Raw genomic sequence first — 22,076 nt, 5'->3', positions numbered from 1 at the left:
TTAATTCTTCAGATCTCGATGCCTTCAAGCTTGGCAACCGTGTTAATGTCCTTGTCGCCACGCCCGGAAACGTTAATGACAACGGTCTGGTCTTTGTCCATGGTCGCCGCCAGTTTGATGGCATAAGCGACAGCGTGAGCCGTTTCCAGCGCGGGCATAATGCCCTCGACGCGGGTCAATTTCCGGAACCCTTCCATCGCTTCGTCATCGGTAACGGACACATAATTGGCACGGCCAATGTCCTTCAACCAGCTGTGCTCTGGACCCACCCCTGGGTAGTCCAGGCCGGCACTCACCGAATGCGTACCTGCGATCTGGCCATTTTCGTCCTCCATCAGGTAGGTGCGGTTACCGTGAAGCACGCCCGGACGACCGGCACAGAGTGGTGCCGCGTGTTTGCCGGTATCAATGCCCAGGCCGCCAGCCTCGACACCGTAAAGCTGTACCGATTCGTCAGAAAGGAACGGATAGAACATGCCAATGGCGTTGGAACCACCACCCACACACGCAACCAGGGCATCCGGCAATTTGCCGGTTTTCTCCAGCGCCTGACGACGGGTTTCCCGACCGATTACCGACTGGAAATCCCGGACCAGCAGCGGATATGGATGCGGCCCCGCAACGGTACCAATGATATAGAAGGTGTCGTCCACGTGAGCCACCCAGTCACGCATCGCATCGTTCATGGCATCCTTGAGGGTTTTGGTGCCACCCTGAACGGCATGTACCGTCGCGCCCAGAAGCTTCATCCGGAACACGTTCAGAGACTGTCGCTGGACATCCTCCGCGCCCATGAACACATGGCATTCAAGACCGAGACGAGCGCAAACAGTCGCAGTGGCAACGCCATGCTGACCCGCACCGGTTTCGGCAATGATCCGCTTTTTACCGAGGAAACTGGCAAGCAGCGCCTGGCCGATCGTGTTGTTCACCTTATGGGCACCGGTGTGACAAAGATCTTCACGCTTGAGCCAGATCTGGGCGCCGCCGGTTTCACGGCTGAGACGCTCGGCGAAATACAGGGGGGTTGGCCGGCCAACATAATCTGCCAGTTCCTTGTCGAAACGCGCCTGGAATTCCGGATCCTTTTTCAGGCGGGCGTATTCTTTCTCGAGCGTCATCAGGGAATCCATCAGAGTCTCGGAAACAAATCGCCCACCAAAGGCCCCGAAGTGACCCCGCGCGTCCGGCAGTGCGCTCAGCATTTCTTCAGTCAGTTTTACAGACACGGTGAACCTCTTTAATGAAATGAGAAATTTTCTGGATATCCTTGATGCCTTTGCCCTGCTCAACACCGCCACTGACATCTACAGCCCAGGGTTTCACCTGTTTCACAGCGGCAAATACGTTATCAGATGACAAACCCCCGGCCAATATGATCGGAAGCGGCCGGTAGTCAGGGATCAGATCCCAGTTAAACGATTTTCCTGTGCCTCCATACCGGTCTGGATCCCAGGCGTCGACCAGCAGGCCGGAAGCATTGTGAAACTCCTCGAAGGCAGCTTCAATCTGCCCCGCCTCTCGGACCCTGATGGCCTTGATCCAGCGTCGACCAAAACTGGCACAGAAATCCGCCGATTCGTCGCCATGAAACTGCAGCAAATCCAGTGGCACCCGCTCGAGAACCGCCTCGACTTCCTGCCTGGATGGATTAACAAATAATCCGACCACCGACATGAACGCCGGAACACGCTTTGCCAACTCGGCGGCCTGATCCAATGACACTGACCGGGGACTCGGCTCATAAAAAACCAGACCCAGGGCGTCGGCGCCGAATTGAACAGCCCCGTCGATATCCTCGGGGCGGGTAAGGCCGCAAATTTTGACCCTTGCGCTCATTGGCTCGGAACCCGCTGTTTGACATGGATGTGTGTTGGGGTGAACGGACTGTTTTCTTCCCGAGTGAACCAGGGCCGCAGAAAGCCCGGGCCGCACTCGACAGCGGGAATCCCGAATTCGTCCGGGTACCCCACATCGACCAGATACAGACCATGGGGAGGCGCCGTTACACCTGCAGCTGTCCGATCTCTGGCGACCAGTATCTCATGAATCCACTCCGGTCGCTGCTTTCCCGAACCAACCGCCATCAGGGCACCGGCGATATTCCGGACCATGTGGTGCAAAAACGCGTTGGCCTGCACGTCTATTACGACAAAATCCCGCTTCCGGGTTACCGAAATACGTTCCAGAAACCGAATCGGTGTTCGAGACTGGCACCCCGCCGCGCGGAAAGAGGAAAAGTCATGTTCTCCCGCCAATGCCTGGGCGGCCATGTGCATGCGATCTGCGTCCAGTGGGCGGAAGGTCCAGCTTACCTGGCCCCGCTGTATACCCGGACGCACTGGATGGTTATAAATGATGTACCGGTAACGCCGATAGGTCGCGGAAAATCGAGCGTGGAAATCATCGACTCCGTTTCCAGCCCAGTGCACGGAAATGTCATCGGGCAGCGCCGTGTTTATACCCATAACCCAGGAGCGCAGGTTACGGACAGACGGCGTGTCAAAATGAGCGATTTGATAGCTGGCGTGCACGCCGGCATCGGTACGGCCCGCACACACCAGATCAACTGGATGGTTCGCAACCTTTGCCACCGCGGCCGTCAGTTCCGCTTCTACCGATCGTACACCGGATTTCTGGAGCTGCCAGCCATGAAACCCACGCCCATCATATTCGAAGGCAAGGGCGACGCGGCCCGCGCCTACGGCGTTATCGGTGGTGAGCTGCTGAGTCTCGAGAAACAAGTGCGAATCCGAAGAGAGTGGTTCTATAAAAACAAAGCGCCGACCTTGTTGCCGGGAAGATACCCGGCGGCCGGCGCTTGCTACCTGTCAGAACCGATTATAACGGATCAGGACAGATTTTTAAGGAGGTCTTGCGCCTCTGCTTTCTGGTCTTCGTTTCCTTCAAGTGAGACTTCTTCCAGGATGTCGCGAGCTCCGTCGGCATCACCCATCTCGATGTAGGCCCGCGCGAGATCCAGTTTGGTCGCGGCCTCATCGGTACCGGCCAGGAAGTCGAAATCGTCCTCGTCACCGAGTTCGCTTTCCTCAATGTCCGCAGCCTGCGATTTGCGCGACTCATCGGAAACCTCATCAGACGCAACCGGGAGATCAAGATCGCTCTCAGGTGTCTCCGAGTCTTCGAGCTCATCGGTTACACCCAGTTGCTCGAGATCCTCGGCATCTTCAACCGTCTGTTCAGGATCAGCTTCCTCTGCATCGCCCTCACCGAGTGTGTCCTCAAGACCAAGCTCTTCATCGAGTGACGCCTCTTCGCTCTCCTCGGGGTTGGCTGAATCGGCAGAATCGGAAAACTCTTCCATCAGGGCCAGGTCCTCATCGGAGACGTCCAGTTCCAGGTCATCCAGCGAAGATTCTTCCATCTCACTGCCACCAAGCTCGTCTTCTTCACCGGCTACCTTGTCAAGTTCCGCATCGAGCTCATCCAGGAATGACTCGTCTAGCGAATCAATATCGGATTCGCCGTCAGTATCAGTTCCCTGCTCAGAGCCTTCCTCGGAGGTGGTTTCCGGCTTTCCTGCTGGCAGCTCATCCGCCAGGCCTCCTTCGTCCAGGTCGCCCTCTTCCAGATCAAGGCTCAGGTCGTCATCAGAATCGTCGAGCCCCTGCTCTGTGCCGGATGGCTTGTCAGAGTCCGCTTCAAATTCCGAAGACAGATCCCAGTCTGTGGACTCTTCAAGCTCGGAGGTATCTTCGATCGCAGGCTTTTCTTCGTCCGATTCCAGCTCCAGGCCCGACAGATCGTATTCGATCATGTCGTCCCGGCTTTCCTCTTTGTCCTCTTCAGACACACTCTGCTTGCTGGACTTCGAAGCCTCGGATTCATCAAGATCATCAAGTTCGAAATCGGAGAAATCGGTCTCTGAAAGATCTGAATCGAAGTCACCAAACTCGTTCTCGGCCGGCTCTTCTTTCTCGGAATCAAACTGATCGGCAAGAAGTTCATCAGATTCCGGCTTGTCCTGCTTCTCGGTGGACTCATCACCGGTTTCCTCAGAATCATAGGACGTGGCAAACGAGTCGGAACGTAACTGAGACTCAAGGTCATCGATGCTGGGCATCGACTCCGCCTCTTCCAGCCGTGCGCGCAGCTCGTTCGCGGTGGTCAGCGCTTCTTCATCGTCCAGAGCCTCGACCTCTCCGAATTGTTTTTCGAAAGAATCGCGATCCTGGATATCGGCGTAGACACCCAGCAGCTTCAGGCGCAGATCGGTGCGACTGGGCTCACGTGAAATTGCGGTTTCCAGAGCTTGAGCAGCCCGATCATGCTGGCCATAGGCAATGTAAGAGTCAGCCTCGGCCAGGGCGTCGCCCGCCGCCGATTGCTGATCCTCTTCATCCAGGCTCAGATCGAAGGAATCCGTTTCTTCCTCGGTTTCATTGTTCAGCTGTTCGTAAAACGCCTTTTCCCGGTTTGCATTGCGGCGGGCAAGCAGCAGGAGAAGCAACAGAAGAACGATCAGGCCGCCCCCAAGGGCAATCTGATACATCGGATTACCGGTTATGGCATCAATAACGTTGCCGGGGAAACCTTTATCGGCAGCCGGAGCCTGTTGCGCAGGCTTGGGCGCAGGCTCTGCAGACTGCTCTGTTTGTGTCGGGGCTGGCTCCGCCGCTGCAGTCTCTTCAACCGCATCATCGGTAGCCGCAAGCGCCGGCTCATCCGCTCCAGACATTTCCGCCTGTTCTGATGCGTCACCGGCATCGGCACCCATCTGATCATCGGTTGCCTGATCGGAACCGGCCATTTCGTCAGTTTCATCGACCATAGCCTCGGACTCGGCCATGTCGCCTGATTCACCCGCAGCTTCGGGATCCTCTGCTTCGCCGGCCATCATGTCCGAATCGACGGGTGCCGTATCGCCTTCAACGGCTTCATCAATGGCGGCAGATGCCTCTGCTCCGTCATCGGCAGCAGGACTTTCAACGGGTGCGGTCTGCTCTGCCGTTTCATCACCGGCAGTCTGCTGCATTTCAGCAAGCTGGGTATTCTTGAGCTCAAGCAGGCGCTGCAGAGTCTGAACCTGATCCTGCAGATCCTCGACGCGACTATTCAGCTCATCGTTCTCCCGGCGAGCGCTTTCGAGTTCCTCCATCGCAACTGCTGTACCGGCATCAACGCCCCCCGGCAGTTCGCTGTCACCGCCGGCGGAGCCACTTTCGCTGGCGTCACTGCCGGCGTCCTCGGAGACCACGAGTTTCAGCTCATCACCCCCGGCGCCAGCCTGCTGCTGGGGCGCGGACGCTGCCTGCTGCTCGGCAGTTGCATCCACTGTGCGCTGGGGAGTCTGGAATTCCTGATTCTGCTGGGCAACCACGCGAGTAGCTTCAGCGCGAGTGCGGCTCTGGATCTGATCCAGAGACGGGACGCGCAGCACTTCACCGCGCTTCAGACGATTGATGTTATTGCCAATGAATGCATTCGGGTTCAGGTCCTGGATTGCCAGCATGACCTGCTGCATAGAGACACTGTTGTCTGGACGCACCTGAGACGCGATGGTCCACAACGTGTCTGAAGCCCCAGTGGGCCCGAATGTATCAGCCTGATATCCGGAACCCTGCGACCGCTCAGCCTGAGCCTGGCGACGAACTGATTCGGCACTGCGAGTGGTTGTCGGCTGGCTGATTGCCTGGGACATGGAGACTGTTGGAGTGCTGACCTGTTCCTGCACGCCAGACTCTTCCGCGTATACAGGTGGGTCCACCAGAACGGCGTATTCCCGCATTAACCGGCCGTTTGGCCAGGTCAACTCAAGCAGGAAGTTGAGGTACGGTTCCCTCAATGGTTCACGGGAGGAGACATTGACAATGAGACTGCCATCATTGCCGGTGACCACCTGGAACCTGAGCTTGCTGAGAAACTGGTTGCGATCCAGCCCCACCCGCTCATATGCCTGCTCCGAGGCAATATTGACGAACACGTCCGCTGGATTGACACCACTGCTCTGGCGCAAACCGATCTCTGCGTCCAGTGGCTCGTTCAGATAGGACTGAAGTTCTATTTCACCCAGCCCCAGGGCCTGTGCGACGCCGGATCCGAGCCCTCCCGCCAGAGCCAGGGCAACCGCAAGCTTGCGTACCTTCATGCTTTTTCCTTTCCAGTCTCCGTTATTCGTTACTGCTCTTTTTCAAACAGAATCGGACGAGGTTGGATGACTTTCGTCTTGATAATTCTCGTTATTATGAGTTCTTTTTAATTTTCAGTCCGGCAAGTATTGTTGATAAAACCTCTTTTATCAATCAATCAGCCGCAATCCTTGTACCATTTTTTTATCAATCACGCGGAACTGCCTAGCGCTCCTGAAAATAACAGGGGCGGAGGCTGAAATCAGCCTCCGCCCCCTCACCGGTTTATCGAAACCGGACACAGTTGGCATTTATTGCCTCTGTGTAACAATTTTTAACGCTCCTGAAGAATCCGGAGCATACGACGTAGCGGCTCAGCGGCACCCCACAGGAGCTGATCACCCACAGTAAACGCGGAAATGTATTCCGGCCCCATGGTCAGCTTGCGGATACGGCCGATCGGCACGCTCAAGGTACCGGTCACCTTCGCTGGAGTCAGTTCTTCAATGGTCGCATCGCGGTCATTGGGAATCACTTTCACCCAGTCATTCGCTTTCGCAAGGATCGACTCGATTTCAGAAACCGGGAGATCCTTCTTCAGCTTGATAGTCAGCGCCTGACTGTGGGAGCGCATGGCGCCAATCCGCACACAGATGCCGTCGATGGGAATCGGGTTATCGGAGCGCCCGAGAATCTTGTTGGTCTCGACTCCCGCCTTCCACTCTTCCTTGCTCATGCCGTTGTCGAGCTGCTTGTCGATGAACGGGATAAGACTGCCGGCCAAGGGCACCTGGAAGTGCTCGGTCGGGAAGCCGTCCGAACGCATGGTTTCGGTTACCTTGCGGTCAATCTCCAGAATCGCGGAGGACGGATCGCCCAGCTCAGACTTGACGCTTTTGTTAAGCTCGCCCATCTGGTTCAACAGCTCGCGCATGTTCTGAGCGCCAGAACCGGAAGCCGCCTGATAAGTCATGGGCGACACCCACTCGATCAGATCCTGTTCAAGCAGGCCACCCAGAGCCAGCATCATCAGGCTCACGGTGCAGTTACCACCGATGTAGTCCTTGACGCCTTTCTCAAGCGCGGCATCAATCACGTTTCGGTTCACCGGATCCAGAACAATCACGGAGTGGTCGACCATCCGCAGCGTGGAGGCTGCGTCAATCCAGTAACCTTCCCAGCCCGCGTCGCGGAGCTTCTGATAAACCGCGCCGGTGTAGTCGCCACCCTGACAGGTCACGATGACATCCATGGTTTTAAGAATCTCGACGTCAAACGCGTCCTGCAGAGGAGGAACGTCGTCTTTTCCCACGTCCGGCGCAGGCTTGCCAGCCTGAGATGTGGTGAAAAACACCGGTTCGATATCGGCGAAATCGTTTTCTTCACGCATGCGTTGCATGAGGACCGAGCCCACCATGCCACGCCAACCTACAAGTCCAACTCGCTTCATGTGCGATCTTCAGACCTCGTTTTATGCCCGCCCCATGCCTTTATCGCTGGCAGGGACAGGATGGGTGATCCCGCGGCAACTGCATCGCGTTGCCGTCGGGTCTCAAATACGCCTGTCAGGGCCTGGCCTCTTCACAGCGCAGCCAGAACCGCCTCCCCCATTTCCCGGGTGGACACTTTCCTTGCGCCCTCAGACATGATGTCCGCTGTTCGCAGACCCTGATCCAGGACTTTGCTGACCGCCGCTTCTATGGCTTCAGCAGCTTTTTCCTCATTCAGACTGTACCGCAGCATCATGGCAGCACTGAGGATGGTGGCCAGCGGATTGGCAATGCCCTGCCCGGCAATATCCGGCGCAGACCCGTGGCAAGGCTCATACATGCCCTGCTTTTCGGAGTTCAGCGACGCCGAAGGCAACATGCCAATCGAGCCGGTGAGCATAGCCGCTTCGTCCGAAAGAATATCACCAAACATGTTGCCAGTCACAATCACGTCAAACTGCTTGGGTGCACGGACCAGCTGCATAGCGGCATTGTCCACATACATATGGGACAGCTCCACGTCCGGATATTCCCGGCGCAGATCGTTCATAATTTCCCGCCACAGAACAGTCACTTCCAGCACGTTGGCCTTGTCCACGGAGCACAGTTTCTTGCCCCGCTGCTGCGCAGCCTCGAAAGCCACCCGCCCGATACGACGAATTTCCGATTCTGTATAGGCGTAGGTGTTGTAACCCTGGCGCTCTCCGCTCTCCAGTTCGCGCACACCGCGCGGCTGACCAAAATAGATGCCGCCAGTCAGTTCACGGACAATCATGATATCCAGGCCGGAAACAACTTCCGGCTTCAGCGAAGAGGCAGAGGCCAGTTGCGGATACAGAATTGCCGGGCGCAGGTTGGCGAACAGCTCCAGGTTAGAGCGCAACCCCAGCAGCCCCTTCTCCGGGCGCTTGGCCATGGGCAGACTGTCCCACTGAGGACCGCCAACCGCACCCAGAAGGATCGCGTCTGCTCTGGTGGCCTTTTCGAGGGTTTCATCCGGCAGCGGTGTGTCGGTTTCATCAATCGCCGCACCGCCGACGAGGCCGGACTCGAAACTCAGGCCGAGATTGAACTGATCATTGATCTTGTTCAGCACTTTTTCCGCTTCAGCGACAATTTCCGGGCCGATACCGTCGCCGGGAAGCATCAGGATAGTTCTGGGCATGTTTTTTCCTTGTTCCATTCCTTTAGGTCGAATTAGAGCCAGCGTAATCGGACTGCCTATTACCCCCCGGCACCAAACAGCCAGGGCGCAGTTTTACGGCGGCTATCTTCGTAAGACCGGATCAGCTCAGCATCTTCGAGCGTCACGCCAATATCATCGAGGCCGTTCAGCAGGCAATGACGACGGAAATCATCCACCTCAAAGGTAAAGGTTTCGCCGGATGGGGTAGTTACAGTCCTGGCTTCCAGGTCGACTGCCAACTGATAGCCTTCATTCTGCTCCACTTCTTGGAATAAACGATCGACGATTTCCTCCGCAAGAACAATGGGTAACAGCCCATTCTTAAAGCAGTTATTGTAAAAAATATCGGCAAAACTCGGAGCAACAATCACCCGGAAGCCGAAATCCTCCAGAGCCCAGGGCGCGTGCTCCCGGCTTGAACCACAGCCAAAGTTACGTCGCGCCAACAATACACTGGCGTTCTTGTACCGGTCCTGATTCAGGACAAAATCCGGATTAATCGGACGGGTGGAACAATCCTGATCCGGTTTGCCTTCATCCATATACCGCAACTCATCAAACAGGTTCGGGCCGAAGCCCGTGCGCTTGATGGACTTCAGAAACTGCTTGGGAATAATCATGTCCGTATCCACGTTGGAACGGTCCATGGGGGCGACAACGCCCTGGTGTTGCTTCAATGCGCGCATGGTTCTCTCCTGTGGATCAGTTCATCAGCTCACGGACATCAACGAAATGACCGGTTACTGCGGCAGCCGCCGCCATGGCCGGGCTCACCAGATGGGTACGCCCGCCAAAGCCCTGACGGCCCTCGAAGTTCCGGTTCGACGTGGAAGCACAATGCTCCCCCTGCCCCAGCTTGTCGGCGTTCATGGCGAGACACATCGAGCAGCCCGGGTCGCGCCACTCAAGACCGGCTTCGATAAAGATCTTGTCCAGACCTTCCTGCTCCGCCTGGATTTTCACCAGACCGGAACCGGGAACCACCATGGCCTGCTTCAGAATCGGCGACACCTTCCGCCCTTTCACCACGGCCGCGGCCTCGCGCAGGTCCTCAATGCGGCTGTTGGTACAGGAGCCAATGAACACACGATCCAGCTTGATATCGGTAATCGCCATATTGGGCTGCAAACCCATGTACTTGAGAGCGCGAACGATGCCTTCACGCTTGATCGGATCGGCTTCCTGTTCCGGATCGGGCACCTTGCCATCGATTCCGGCCACCATTTCAGGCGACGTACCCCAGCTCACCTGCGGCTGGATTTCCGAGCCTTCGAGCTCAACAACCTTGTCGAAGAATGCATCGCTGTCGCTATGCAAGGTGCGCCAGTATTCAACCGCAGCGTCCCACTCCTCGCCCTTGGGGCCAAACGGGCGATTGCGAACGTATTCGATGGTGGTGTCATCAACCGCCACCATACCAACCCGCGCACCGGCTTCGATGGACATGTTGCAGATGGTCATCCGCCCTTCCATGCTCAGGCCCTGGATGGCGTCGCCGCCAAACTCAATGGCGTGCCCGGTACCACCGGCAGTCCCGATTTTGCCAATGATCGCCAGTACAACATCCTTGCCGGTAACGCCCGGACCCAGCTTGCCATTGACCTTCACCAGCATGTTTTTCATTTTCTGCTGCACCAGGCATTGGGTAGCCAGCACATGCTCAACTTCACTGGTGCCAATACCATGAGCCAGGCAACCGAAGGCACCGTGGGTGGATGTATGGGAATCCCCACAAACAATACTCATACCCGGTAAAGTCGCGCCCTGCTCGGGGCCGATAACGTGCACGATACCTTGGCGCTGATCCTTGATCTTGAACTCAAGAATTCCGAACTCGTCGCAGTTCTTGTCCAGTGTTTCCACCTGGATCCGGGAAACCGGATCAACAATACCTTCGACACCACGATCACGATCCGTAGTAGGCACGTTGTGGTCCGGCGTCGCAATGTTGGCATCAATCCGCCACGGCTTCCGCCCCGCCAGACGCAGGCCCTCAAATGCCTGGGGTGATGTCACTTCGTGCAGTAACTGACGATCGATATAAATCAACGCGGAGCCGTCGTCGCGCTGTTTGACGAGATGATCGTCCCACAATTTGTCGTATAAGGTTTTGCCCGCCATGGTTCTCTCTCACTTTCTGGGGGTTTTTGGTTCTGACGTTTGATGCCGCTATCTTACCGCTTTGGGCTGGATAACCTCAATTCATGTTTTTTATCTTTGGCATCCGTTTTGGTTATACTTCGGTGAAGGTCGCATGTAGCAGGCTGCCTCCCACATACTCCCCAAACTCTGCGATTTTCGACAAACTTCGGGGAGCGAGTTGGAACAGCGTTTTCAAAACCGTAGAGGGCCAGGGATGGCCCGATTCGAGCCCACATGGACGTGCTTGTTGGCGTGTTTTGAAAACGCTGTTCCAACTCGGGACCTTCGCTCAGATTGAAAATCAGGAACGAAAGCATGGATTCAAACGCATTAAAAGCTTTTCTGACCATTGTCGATCAGGGCTCCTTCTCAGAAGCCGCAGAAATCCTGCACCTGACGCAGCCGGCCATCTCGAAGCGCCTGGCCGCCCTGGAAAACCAGCTTGGCACCAGCCTGATCGATCGTAGCCACCGCCAGATTCGGCTGACCGATGCCGGCAGTCGTTTGCTTCCCCATGCACGTCGGATCCTTGATGAAATTCACAATGCCCGGGTGGCGTTATCGCCGGACTCTGGACAGGTCGAGGGCGAGCTGCAAATTATCGCCAGCCATCACATCGGTCTGCATCATTTGCCGAATTGGCTACGACGGTTCAAACGGGAATACCCTCAGGTGTCCATCAACCTGCAGTTCATGGAGTCCGATGCAGCCTACGAGCAAATGCGGAAACGGAATGCGGAGCTGGCATTCGTAACGCTGAGTGACAGCATGGAACCGAGCTTTCATGTGTTTGCCCAATGGCCGGACCGGATGGTGTTTGTGGCGGGCGCCGAGCATCCCTTGGCGTCACTTAAAAACCCGAGGCTTACGGACCTTGCAAACCACCCGGCACTTTTGCCGGACACTAGCACCGCAACCTATCGGGTGGTGAGTCGGTTGTTTCTGGAGGCGAATCTGCACCTGAATCCGCAAATGCCAACCAACTACCTGGAAACCATCAAGATGATGACCAGTGTGGGCCTGGGCTGGAGTGTGCTGCCCCTGCGCATGATTGACGACAGCCTTACGGTACTGGATGTGGGCAAGCCGGTTTCTCGTGTCCTCGGGGGGATCGGTTTATCCGGGCGGCAGCTCAGCAACGCGGCCAAAGCGTTACTCACCATCGTGCAGGAAGAAGAAAGCGCCTGAGGTTTAACCCTCGCCATGGGCTGGCGGCGGCCGAAGGCCTCGCCAGGTGATCACGATTGCGACGGCCATGGCGGCCGCACCACCCCAGAAAGCCGCCGAGGTACTGAACCCATCCACGAGGAAGCCCGACAACCAGGCCCCAAGCGCACCGCCAGCACCGAATGTGAGGCCGCTGTAGAGGGCCTGCCCCTGCCCGTGATGGTGCTTGCCAAAAAAGCCCTGGATGTATTGGACAGAGATAGCGTGCAGCGCGCCGTAAGAAGCCGCATGAAGCAGCTGGGCGAACAGCAGGACGAGGACAACATCCGTCAGCTCTGCGATCAGTACCCATCGAATCATGGTGAGCGTAAGCGCACCAATCGCAATCTGACGAACCGTGAAATTGCGCGTTAACCGGTGCATCACCAAAAACAGTGCGATCTCCGCAAACACGCCCAGCGACCACAGCAAACCAATCGACAGCTTGCCGTACCCGTGCTGCTCCAGATGGATACTGAAGAACGTGTAGTAAGCTCCGTGCGAAACCTGCAGAAGGAAATTCATCAGAAAAAACGTTACCACCGCCGGGTGCGTGACGATGGCCTTTAAACTGCCTTTCGGAGCCGGCGGCTTTCGCTCACCCCGCTCCGCAGGCACCAGAAATGCGGATACGGCAATGCCCGCAAACACCGGAAGCAACAACCACGGGAGATTCTGAATCGGCACCAGTTCCAGCAAACCGCCGACCAGCGCAACCGCCCCGATGAACCCCACCGAGCCCCAGAGCCGAACCCGCCCGTATTTCTCTTTCTGCTCGCCCAGGGTTCGAAGCGTAATCACCTCATACAACGGCAAGATCGCATTCCAGAAAAACGTGAACGCCAGCATGACCAGCAGCAGGCCATAGAACCCCGGTTCCATGAACACACCGGCAAAAAACAGCGAACCGGTAATGGCACCGAACCGCACCAAACGCACCCGCTGGCCGGTTTTGTCCCCTAACCAGCCCCAGACGCTGGGAGCAACGATTTTGGTGAGCTGAATGGTCGCCATGAGCGTGGCGATCTGGAGGTAGGAAAAACCCTGGCCTTCAAGGTAAAGGGACCAATACGGCAGGAGGCCACCAAGGAGGGCGAAGAACCAGAAGTAGAGGTTAGAGAGGCGCCAGTAGATAGAAATACCCCGCAAGTCCCGCCAAAGCAGCTTCAACAAGCCTGATAGACAACGTCAGAGCTGCCCAATCACCGGCGTAGAAACAGAAACATCCGCATTCTGCCCACGATGCCGCAGGTAATGATCCATCAACACAATGGCCATCATCGCCTCCGCAATCGGCGTCGCCCGGATGCCGACACATGGATCGTGACGGCCGGTGGTAATCACCTCACAGGGATCGCCGTTCACATCAATACTGCGACCCGATAAGCGCAAACTTGACGTCGGCTTAAGCGCAATACTGGCGACAATCGGCTGGCCGGATGAAATGCCACCCAGCACACCACCGGCATTATTCGAAAGGAACCCTTCCGGCGTCATCTCGTCACGATGCTCGGTGCCCTTCTGGTCGATGCAGTCGAAACCGGCGCCAATCTCGATGCCCTTCACCGCATTGATGCTCATCAGTGCATGGGCAAGGTCCGCATCCAGGCGGTCAAAGATCGGCTCGCCCAGGCCGGGCGGTACCCCGTCGGCAACCACATTAATCCGGGCACCGATGGAATCCCCCTCCTTGCGCAGGGCATCCATATAAGCCTCCATCTCGGGAACCTTGTCCGCATCCGGGCAGAAGAACGGGTTCTGGTGAACCTGATCCCAATCGAGTTTCTCGGCCTTGATGGGCCCCAGTTGCGACAGATAGCCGCGAATCCGGATACCCAGGCGCTGTTCCAGGAATTTTCTCGCAACAGCACCGGCAGCAACCCGCATGGCGGTCTCACGGGCAGACGAACGACCACCGCCACGATAGTCGCGAACACCATACTTGTGCATGTAGGTGTAGTCAGCGTGAGCCGGCCGAAACTGTTCGGAGATCTTTGAGTAATCCTTGGACCGCTGATCGGTGTTTTCAATCAGCAGGCCAATCGGCGTTCCGGTGGTCTTACCCTCGAAAACGCCTGACAGGATTCTCACCTCGTCGGCTTCACGACGCTGGGTCGTGTGCCGGGATGTGCCTGGCTTACGACGATCCAGGTCCCGCTGCATGTCCGCTTCCGAAAGCTCAAGTCCCGGAGGGCAGCCATCAATGATGCACCCCAGCGCAGGCCCGTGGCTCTCGCCGAATGAGGTAACCGTAAACAGTTTTCCGAAAGAGTTTCCCGACATAATTCAGTATCTTGTTCAGCTTTTATGAGAATTCAGTTTAACTGGAAGCCTGCCACTGACACAGGTCCGGCTCGGTGATCAGAAAGACGCCATTGCCCCCATTCTCGAACTCCAGCCAGGTCAGTGGCAGATCCGGATACGCCTCATCCATTGCAACCCAGCTGTTACCGACTTCCACGACCAGTAGTCCGCCAGGAGTAAGATGTTCAGCAGCCTTGGCAATGATTCTGTGAGCGATATCGAGCCCGTCTTTGCCGGCGGCAAGGCCCAGCTCAGGTTCGTGGCGGTACTCATCCGGCATGCTGGAGAGATCGTCTGCATCCACATAGGGCGGGTTGCTCACGATCACATCGTAGCGGCCTTCAATATTGTCAAAGACATCGGATTGTACGGTACGGACCCGCTCGCGGACTCCATGCAGGTCGATGTTGGATTCAGCCACTTCAAGCGCATCCGGAGAAATGTCCGATAGATCGACTTCCGCCTCGCCGAAAACAGATGCCGCACCAATGCCTATGCACCCGCTCCCGGTGCAAAGATCAAGGATGCGTTCCACCGGCTTGTCTCCGAGCCACGGCTGAAAGCCATTCTCGATCAGTTCACCAATGGGGGAGCGCGGCACCAACACCCGCTCGTCAACATGAAAGGGCATGCCCATAAACCAGGCTTCACCGAGCAGATACGCCAGAGGTACGCGTTCATCCACGCGCCGGGCGATTCTTTCCAGTACCAGCTCCCGCTCTTCCCGCGTTAGACGGGCATCCAGGAAAAGAGTGTTGTTTTCAAGGGGAAGGTGCAGGCTACGCATAACCAGCTGAACGGCTTCATCCCAGACATTGTCCGTGCCATGGCCGAAAAACAGCGGCGAAGCAGCAAACCGAGAGGAGGCGTAGCGGAGGTAATCCCGAACGCTGTGAAGGTCGTCAATAGGGCTGGTCACTAACGTACATCCTGTGCAAGAGCGTGTTAGCGCGGGATTATACGCTGTTTACCCGCTCGACTGCAGCCCGCTCCCGCCAACAAATTACTCAGATAGCCAGAGGCCCGGAGCTGTTCCGGCTTTCTTCAAACCGATCCAGCGCAGCAGCCATCCGTTCACGGCCCAGCTGAATTAATTCCGGTGCCTTGTGATAATCGTAGCTCCGACAGGCATTCTTCGGAATATTAACCAGCAAATCCGGCGGATAGCCCGCAATCTTGTACTGCACAAGCGCACTCTGCATGGTCTCGATGGTAAGGTTCATCACATCGAATTTGCCGATCCCGAGCTTGTCCCAGTCAATGGTTTCGTGTTCTTCCTGGCTCTTCTTGTCAGCCGGCTTCTTCTCCGTCTGCTTTTGATGCTCTTTCTTGTGCACTGCCCGGCCGATCTTTTCTTCCGGGCTGTCACCGTTGTCCGGCTTCCGGGCAGTCAGGGATTTCAGGGCGTCCCAGTCAAACCAGCGCGAGGCCTTCTCACGGATGGTATCCACCCACTCGTCCATATCCGGGTTTTCGGCTTCGCCCGCAGAAAACGCAGCGTCCGGAATCCGTCGGCGGCGGTCATCCTCGCCACTGAGATTGACCGCAACAATAATGTCAGCGTGGGAGGAAATGGTCGGGATGATCGGCAAAGGATTGAGCAAGGCACCGTCCACGAGGACTCTGCCATTGAGAACGAGAGGTGTGACAACACTTGGAATCGCCACCGAAGCGCGGATAGCCTGGTCCAGGGGCCCCTCCTGAAACCAGATTTCCTTGTGGGCGAGCAGATCGGTGGCCACGGCGGTAAAGGCAATGGGCAGATTTTCGATCCGGGTGTCTCCCAGCATTTCCCTTACAACCGAAAAAATCTTCTCGCCACGAATAGCGCCCACGGAATTGAACGTTACATCCAGGAGCTTGAGGACATCGAACTGGCCCAAACCGGTAACCCAGTCCTTGTAGTCCTGCATCTTGCCCGCTCCGAACATGCCGCCAATCAGGGCCCCCATTGAACAGCCGGAGATAGCAACGATGTCGTAGCCACGCTCCACCAAAACTTCGATGGCGCCGATGTGGGCATACCCTCTGGCACCGCCACTTCCAAGCGTCAGCGCCACGGTCTTGCCTGGTTTGCTCCGGTCTTTCCCTTTTTCCGGGTTTGCCGGAGCACGGGTAGCGGAAACATCCGAGCTGCTCAGGACCTTCGAAAGGTTGTCCTGCGGATCTTTCTCTGAGGGCTTGTCCTTTGGATCCTTATCGTCATCCTTTGATGCGCCCATAATCATTACCTCGAGATCACTACCACTTCCACTCGGTTACCTTGCCTATCCGGATCACTGAAGACACCTGCCGGCCCCACAACAATTGTCTCCTGTTGAGCTCTTGAGACACCCGTTTTGGACAGGACCTCGGATAACGATTCGGTAGCCAGACGAGCACGCTCCATCGCATCACTGAAGGACTCATCTGTCTCCAATACAGAATAGCCCACCAGTACAACCACCGTTCCCTCTTCACGGGCCAGATCATTCACCCGCCTACGATCCGTTGCCTGCCAGTCGAACCGGTAGGTTACACCGCCTTGCCAGGGAACAATAATCGGCCCCTCAACGCGGTTGGCCATGGTGCCAAAGCCGGGAATGGTCGCGCCGGATTCGACCCGCAGGTGCTCCACCCACACATACTCCCGAAGGTTGCCGCGCGTCACCGTGTAAACGAGGGTCAGCCAACGGGCGCCGTCCTCGGCAACGGTGCCCGCCACCAGATAATCCTGGGTTGCATCGCGACCATAGAGAACGGCCTGATTAAAGATCTGGTTCGCCCACACGTTGCTTCTTCCACAACGGATACTGGAGCACTCGAACAGAATCTCGGCGTTTCTCTCGCGCAACAGACCCAGGTAGTGGTCCCGCGCTTCCTCACGACTTGAGTCTCTAGCAATCCGGTACAGGCGCCCTTCCCCAGTCACGGGCAAGCGGGCCAGGGTTTCGGAGCGAATCTCGTTATTGACTTCCCGCAAGGGGCTGAACAATACCAGGTGTCCCGATGACTGAATCGAAACCGTATCTTCAAGCGTCGACTGTTGATAGGCCTCGGGCATATCCTCCGGAGCAGACTGCACACCGGAAGACAGTGCCAATAATCCGAGGATCGGAACCAAGAAACGTGTGAACAGTAAATTCAGCAAGCGATTACTCATTTTCCAGGAATTGTCTGATGGCTGTTGCAGCCGGCCCGGTCTCGCCATCCAGATGGCAATGGTGACCTCCCGGCACGTTTACGATCTGGAGGTTGGCGATAGCGTCAGCGCGTTTATCCAGATCCTTTCTGTACGAAAGAAGTCCTGCATCGGCTCTGACAAAAAGCACACGGGTTTCAATAGCAGATAACGAAGCCAGCACCTGCTCTTCGGTCATCATCAATGGAGACGGGTGCCGTAACCTCGGGTCAGTCTGCCAGACGTAGCCCTCCCCCTCGGGTTTCATGTTGCGCGGAGTTAGTGTCAGCGCGGCCTCGGGGCTGAGCGGGCTAAGCCCGCCCTCCCTAGCCTTGGCGGCCGTGGCGATATCCGGATACACAACCTGGCGGCCAGAGCCGGCAATGCGTTTTTTCACGGCTTTTCGGAGCTGAGGAATGGTTTCCTTAACCGGACGGCTCAATGCGCCCAGGCTGTCGATCATCACCAGGTTTCGAATTCGCTCCGGAAAGGCGGCCGCGTAGAGCGCTCCGACAATCCCCCCAAGCGAGTGCCCGACCAGGTTGATCCTGCCATCCGGTGTTTCCTGAAAATAACGTTCGACCAGTTCGGCCAGATCCGCCACATAGTCCATCAAGAGGTAACTCTGCCCCTCTGGGCGGTGCCCGGAGTGGCCATGCCCGGCAAAGTCCAGCGCGTAGACGGGCCCGAGTCGCGCCAGCTCTGGTGCGAGCTTCGCAAAGGTGAGGCTGTTATCGAGCCAGCCATGCAGCATTATGATCGGTGTATTATCGTGGGCATCAGTAGCGGCCGGCCAGCTAAGACCGGCCAAGGTGATGTGACGGAGTTTCCAATCGGACTCGCGGAACGACCGGGCGGGGTTTTCAATGCTCCCGTCCTTCACCTGGTTCCCGGGGGTGTCCGTGGGAAACGACATGTCGCTCATCCAGGCTCCGCCTTCACATTGTATGGGTGGGGCGATCTGAGCTCAGCGAGCCTGCCAGATAGGATTCAATCTTGGTTCGGGCGGTTTCATCATCACCATTGAACTGGACACCGATACCCGCCGCACGATTGCCCTGGGCACCTTTGGGCGTTATCCAGATTACCTTGCCGGCGACCGGAATTTTTTCAGGCTCGTCCATCAAATTTAGAAGCAGGAAGACTTCGTCGCCCAGCTGATACTGTTTCTGGGTCGGGATGAACAGACCACCCTGGCGGATATACGGCATGTATGCCGCGTAGAGCACTGCTTTATCCTTGATTGTCAGGGTGAGTATGCCACTGCGCGCACCAAAACCTGGCCCCATAACTGACACCTTTCTCTTAGATCGTTTTGAACGGTTACCGGGATCTGAAAATCCCTTTCATTCCGGAATCATAGCAGTTGTTGCCCCCAAAGACGCAATTCTGCCGGGATATCCGTTAGACCGCTGGGCGTTTCACCGGCATCAGCTTTTGCCAGGCGATCAGAAGACGACTGGCCTCCAGCTCGGGGCTGGCATTGTAGACACCCGCTGCGCGTGATTCCTTTACCATATCGAGCAACTCATGGACCCGCCAGCCGGGCGTCGTTTTGGCCAGAAATCCGAGCATATCGGCGGCATCGGCGTCCCGGGCACTGCCCCCCGCTATCAAACGTGCCAAATCAGCCGCCCAGGTTTCGAACAACCAAAGCGTATCCTCCAGGCCCATGGACTTGAACGCCTTGGCGGCCTCACCGACCGGAATCCTGGACTTCATGAAATCCTTGAAGCGGTCGAGGGCCGTGTCCCGCAAACCGATGAAATCACCTGTTGCATAGTCCAGTGCCAACCTGGGTGCATTACCCGCCAGCATCAAAGCTTTGGCCAGAACCTCTGCAGAGGGTTGTGCATCTTCGGGAAGATTCTTTACCCGACTGGCGAGCCAGTGGTTGGCTTCGCTGTTACCGGGCACCGGGACCGTCAATGTCTGGCATCGGGACCGGATGGTAGGCAACACCGGACGACCGCTCTCCTGCAACAGAATCAAGGTCATGTCGGGCAGCGGCTCTTCAAGGGTCTTGAGCAACGCGTTCGCCGCATTGATGTTCAACTGATCCGCCCGGTCAATAATCGCCACTTTATGGTGGGCCACCTGCGGAGACGCCACCGCAAACGACGAAAGAGCCCTGACCTGATCCACCTTGACCATACGGGACTTTTCCGGCGCATAAATCCGGATATCCGGGTGGCTGGCGGCGGCCAGAAGTTCACATTGTTTACAGCGGCCACAGGCAACTGGCTGGCCCGCTTCCCGGCCCAATGGCTGATCGCACAGCAGCAGCCCGCCGACAGCCTCTGCCCAGGCCCGCTTACCCACACCACACTCACCAACAAGTATAAGAGCGTGTGGGAGTCGGTCTTCTGCGACCCGGCTCTGAACCGTTTGCCAGGCACGGTGCAGCCAGGGCATGTCTTGGGCAATATCAGTCACTGGATTTTCCTGTGCGGGTTCCGGATCTGCGCAGCTGGCGCTTCATGGTTGCAAGCAAGCGGCGCATTCGCTTCAACTGCTCAACGCCCTCGTCGTCTTTACCAGCGCTATAGTAATGGCTGTTCACCATCCGGGCAAAAAGCCTGGCAGAATCCCCTGCCGCCGGTTCAGCTTTTGCCAGTCTTGATGCCAGAACCGACGGCGTTTCACCGTGACGGACAGGCACGCCTGCACTCGCGCACAAACGGTGCCACGTGTCCACCACCCTCCGGAACGCGTCTCGCCGTTCTCCACGGCGCATCTGAAATGCGGAAATGAGTCCGGCGATTAGCAATCCGGCACCAACGATGCCCGCCGTCATGTATCCCAATTCGCGCATGCCGAAACCACCCGGCAGCCTGGACATCAGATCCATCTGGCTCTGGCCCTGATAGCCGACGACCCAGCGCTGCCACTGGTAGTTGATGCGATCCAGCTGAAGACTCGCCCATTGCACCAGGGCAACATCCGCATAACGCTGGGGCGAGGCCCAGTTGCTTTCCAGGAAGGATCCCTCCGCTGCCATCGCCTCTCTCAGGCCCAATTCAATTCGGTCCGGCGCAATGGCGGCCGTCGGATCGATCCTCACCCATCCGCTGCCGTCAATGTACGCCTCAACCCAGGCATGGGCATCGTACTGCCGCACAATCAGATAATCGCCTCCCGCCCCGTTTTCTCCGCCCTGATAGCCGACGACAACGCGCGAGGGAATACCGGCAGCGCGCAACACGAAGGTGGTTGCGCCCGCATAGTGGGCGCAAAAACCGCGCTTTTCGTCGAAAAGCAGGGAATCGATGCCGTCTTCAGGCATGGCAGGAGGTCTGAGCGTGTAAAAGTACTCCTGTTCTCGGAAACGCTGCAACAGGGTACGAACGACCTGCTCGTCGCCCATCGTGCGGCGAAGTTCCCGCGCAAATTCTCGCGCTCTGGGATTGCCTTCCTGCGGCAACTGCAGGTAGCGGCGCAGTTCCGCAGCGTTTTGTGTCTCGGCAACAGAAGCTTCGCTCTCCAGTGCCAGCCTGTAACGCACGGGGCTGTCAGCCGGCCGCCGGAAACGGAAGAGATCCGCGCTGTCTTCGAACACGTTATCCGATACCGCTCGGGAACTTTCCAGGGCAAATGCCCAGCGCTGATCCGTCGGTTCCAATAACACGTCATACTGGTTTGGCTCAAGCTCTCCTATGCCACCATCAACCGCTACGCGGCCCAGCGCCCGAAATGGTTCTTGTTGACCCTGGCGCCAGGTTTCTCCATCCAGATAGTCGAGAATAAGCCCTCGCCAGTATCTGTCCCTGTAGGCGGGCATCTCGCCGCCAAAGGTTACCCGGAACGCCCTCTCACTGCTCTGGGCAAGGTTGGAAATATCCCCTGGCCTCATGGTGTCGCTGATTCCGGTACGAGCCTGTCCGGACACCAGCGGCACACTCCACAGCGGCGACATCCGGGGGAAAAACACGAATAACAGAACGACAATCGGCAGCGTCTTGAGGAACATTCCACCCAGCCTGCGCCAGCCTGAAGTCATGCCACCGGGCAGTTCCGGTGCGTTCAGTACCTGCAACCCAACCAACAGCAGCGCTATGCCGGTGAAGTTCACCAATGCCCAAAGAATCTCCTGGTGGAACAGGAAATTCACCGAGGCCAGATAGACAAGAATGAAGAAAAGAACGTAGAAGTCCCTGACCGAACGGGTCTCCAGCCACTTGAGACCTACCGCCAGCACGAAAAACGAAGCTGCGGTATCTACTGTGAACCGCCCCTGTACTGTTGCTACATAGACGCCGATCAGCACCAGCATAATGCCCGTGCGTAACAGGCGGCCAGGAAGCCTTACCCTTCCGTATTGCGCCAACCAGCGCCAGGCGGCCAACACCGCACAGGCTGCAATCAGCCAAAGCGGTAACCGGTCCCACTGGGGCGACAACAGCAACGCAAAACTGGCAATCAGCCAGAGCAGGGCCCTCGATGGCAGATTGGTCGCTGTCGCTTCTTCCGATTGGGTGCCTCTGAGGCGGTCCAGGAGA

Annotated in this window: 18 protein-coding genes; 1 reads left to right on the top strand and 17 read right to left on the bottom strand. The window is 57.1% G+C overall.

The genetic code is table 11. From position 1 onward, the window contains the following. Positions 1–8: 8 nt before the first annotated feature. The 8 genes from trpB to leuC form a co-directional block, all read right to left on the bottom strand. Positions 9–1,217: a tryptophan synthase subunit beta gene (gene trpB, locus CFB02_RS05420; protein WP_373274847.1), complete on the bottom strand. Its 1,209-nt coding sequence runs from the start codon at positions 1,215–1,217 to the stop codon at positions 9–11. Further along, positions 1,210–1,839, bottom strand: coding sequence for a phosphoribosylanthranilate isomerase (locus CFB02_RS05415; RefSeq protein ID WP_088557193.1), 630 nt, complete (start codon positions 1,837–1,839; stop codon positions 1,210–1,212). Before CFB02_RS05415 ends, trpB begins: the two co-directional genes overlap by 8 nt. Then, positions 1,836–2,744 (bottom strand): tRNA pseudouridine(38-40) synthase TruA, encoded by a 909-nt coding sequence (gene truA, locus CFB02_RS05410; RefSeq protein ID WP_088557192.1) that lies wholly within the window; start codon positions 2,742–2,744, stop codon positions 1,836–1,838. Before truA ends, CFB02_RS05415 begins: the two co-directional genes overlap by 4 nt. A 107-nt stretch (positions 2,745–2,851) precedes the next feature. Then, positions 2,852–6,109 (bottom strand): FimV/HubP family polar landmark protein, encoded by a 3,258-nt coding sequence (locus CFB02_RS05405; RefSeq protein WP_088557191.1) that lies wholly within the window; start codon positions 6,107–6,109, stop codon positions 2,852–2,854. A gap of 314 nt (positions 6,110–6,423) precedes the next feature. Further along, a complete protein-coding gene (gene asd / locus CFB02_RS05400; protein ID WP_088557190.1) occupies positions 6,424–7,539 on the bottom strand; it encodes an aspartate-semialdehyde dehydrogenase in 1,116 nt (371 codons plus the stop codon). Between the two features lie 131 nt (positions 7,540–7,670). Beyond that, positions 7,671–8,744, bottom strand: coding sequence for a 3-isopropylmalate dehydrogenase (gene leuB, locus CFB02_RS05395; protein ID WP_088557189.1), 1,074 nt, complete (start codon positions 8,742–8,744; stop codon positions 7,671–7,673). 59 nt (positions 8,745–8,803) lie between these two features. Next, entirely contained in the window at positions 8,804–9,451 is a 648-nt protein-coding gene (gene leuD, locus CFB02_RS05390; protein ID WP_088557188.1) for a 3-isopropylmalate dehydratase small subunit, read from the bottom strand. Positions 9,452–9,467: 16 nt separating this feature from the next. Then, a complete protein-coding gene (gene leuC / locus CFB02_RS05385; protein WP_088557187.1) occupies positions 9,468–10,886 on the bottom strand; it encodes a 3-isopropylmalate dehydratase large subunit in 1,419 nt (472 codons plus the stop codon). 336 nt (positions 10,887–11,222) lie between these two features. Between leuC and CFB02_RS05380 the strand changes: the two genes are divergently transcribed. Next, a complete protein-coding gene (locus CFB02_RS05380) occupies positions 11,223–12,095 on the top strand; it encodes a LysR family transcriptional regulator (protein WP_088557186.1) in 873 nt (290 codons plus the stop codon). 3 nt (positions 12,096–12,098) lie between these two features. Here CFB02_RS05380 and CFB02_RS05375 read toward each other — a convergent pair whose 3' ends face one another. From CFB02_RS05375 to CFB02_RS05335, 9 genes are all read right to left on the bottom strand, one after another. Then, positions 12,099–13,283, bottom strand: a complete 1,185-nt coding sequence (locus CFB02_RS05375) for an MFS transporter (protein ID WP_227519330.1) — start codon at positions 13,281–13,283, stop codon at positions 12,099–12,101. An 18-nt stretch (positions 13,284–13,301) separates the two neighbouring features. Beyond that, the gene (gene aroC, locus CFB02_RS05370; protein WP_088557185.1) at positions 13,302–14,396 is read right to left on the bottom strand and encodes a chorismate synthase; all 1,095 of its coding nucleotides are present in this window, start codon (positions 14,394–14,396) and stop codon (positions 13,302–13,304) included. 37 nt (positions 14,397–14,433) lie between these two features. Continuing rightward, positions 14,434–15,336 carry a 50S ribosomal protein L3 N(5)-glutamine methyltransferase gene (gene prmB / locus CFB02_RS05365; protein WP_088557184.1) on the bottom strand — a complete coding sequence of 301 codons (903 nt, stop codon included), beginning with the start codon at positions 15,334–15,336 and terminating at the stop codon, positions 14,434–14,436. Positions 15,337–15,424: 88 nt separating this feature from the next. Next, positions 15,425–16,639, bottom strand: coding sequence for a patatin-like phospholipase family protein (locus tag CFB02_RS05360; protein ID WP_088559174.1), 1,215 nt, complete (start codon positions 16,637–16,639; stop codon positions 15,425–15,427). Positions 16,640–16,644: 5 nt separating this feature from the next. Continuing rightward, on the bottom strand, positions 16,645–17,559 hold the full coding sequence (locus CFB02_RS05355) for a DUF4892 domain-containing protein (RefSeq protein ID WP_088557183.1): 915 nt from the start codon (positions 17,557–17,559) through the stop codon (positions 16,645–16,647). Beyond that, the gene (locus tag CFB02_RS05350) at positions 17,552–18,502 is read right to left on the bottom strand and encodes an alpha/beta fold hydrolase (protein WP_088557182.1); all 951 of its coding nucleotides are present in this window, start codon (positions 18,500–18,502) and stop codon (positions 17,552–17,554) included. Before CFB02_RS05350 ends, CFB02_RS05355 begins: the two co-directional genes overlap by 8 nt. Positions 18,503–18,515: 13 nt before the next feature. Beyond that, positions 18,516–18,866 carry a PilZ domain-containing protein gene (locus CFB02_RS05345; protein WP_008171779.1) on the bottom strand — a complete coding sequence of 117 codons (351 nt, stop codon included), beginning with the start codon at positions 18,864–18,866 and terminating at the stop codon, positions 18,516–18,518. A 115-nt stretch (positions 18,867–18,981) separates the two neighbouring features. Next, on the bottom strand, positions 18,982–20,013 hold the full coding sequence (locus tag CFB02_RS05340) for a DNA polymerase III subunit delta' (protein WP_088557181.1): 1,032 nt from the start codon (positions 20,011–20,013) through the stop codon (positions 18,982–18,984). Beyond that, positions 20,006–22,072 carry a DUF3488 and DUF4129 domain-containing transglutaminase family protein gene (locus CFB02_RS05335; protein ID WP_264753958.1) on the bottom strand — a complete coding sequence of 689 codons (2,067 nt, stop codon included), beginning with the start codon at positions 22,070–22,072 and terminating at the stop codon, positions 20,006–20,008. Before CFB02_RS05335 ends, CFB02_RS05340 begins: the two co-directional genes overlap by 8 nt. Positions 22,073–22,076 lie beyond the last annotated feature (4 nt).

The sequence above is a fragment of the Marinobacter sp. es.042 genome, assembly GCF_900188315.1.
Taxonomy (GTDB): Bacteria; Pseudomonadota; Gammaproteobacteria; order Pseudomonadales; family Oleiphilaceae; genus Marinobacter.
Note: the sequence above shows the minus strand (reverse complement) of the source record. Positions and strands in the feature narration are given on the sequence as shown.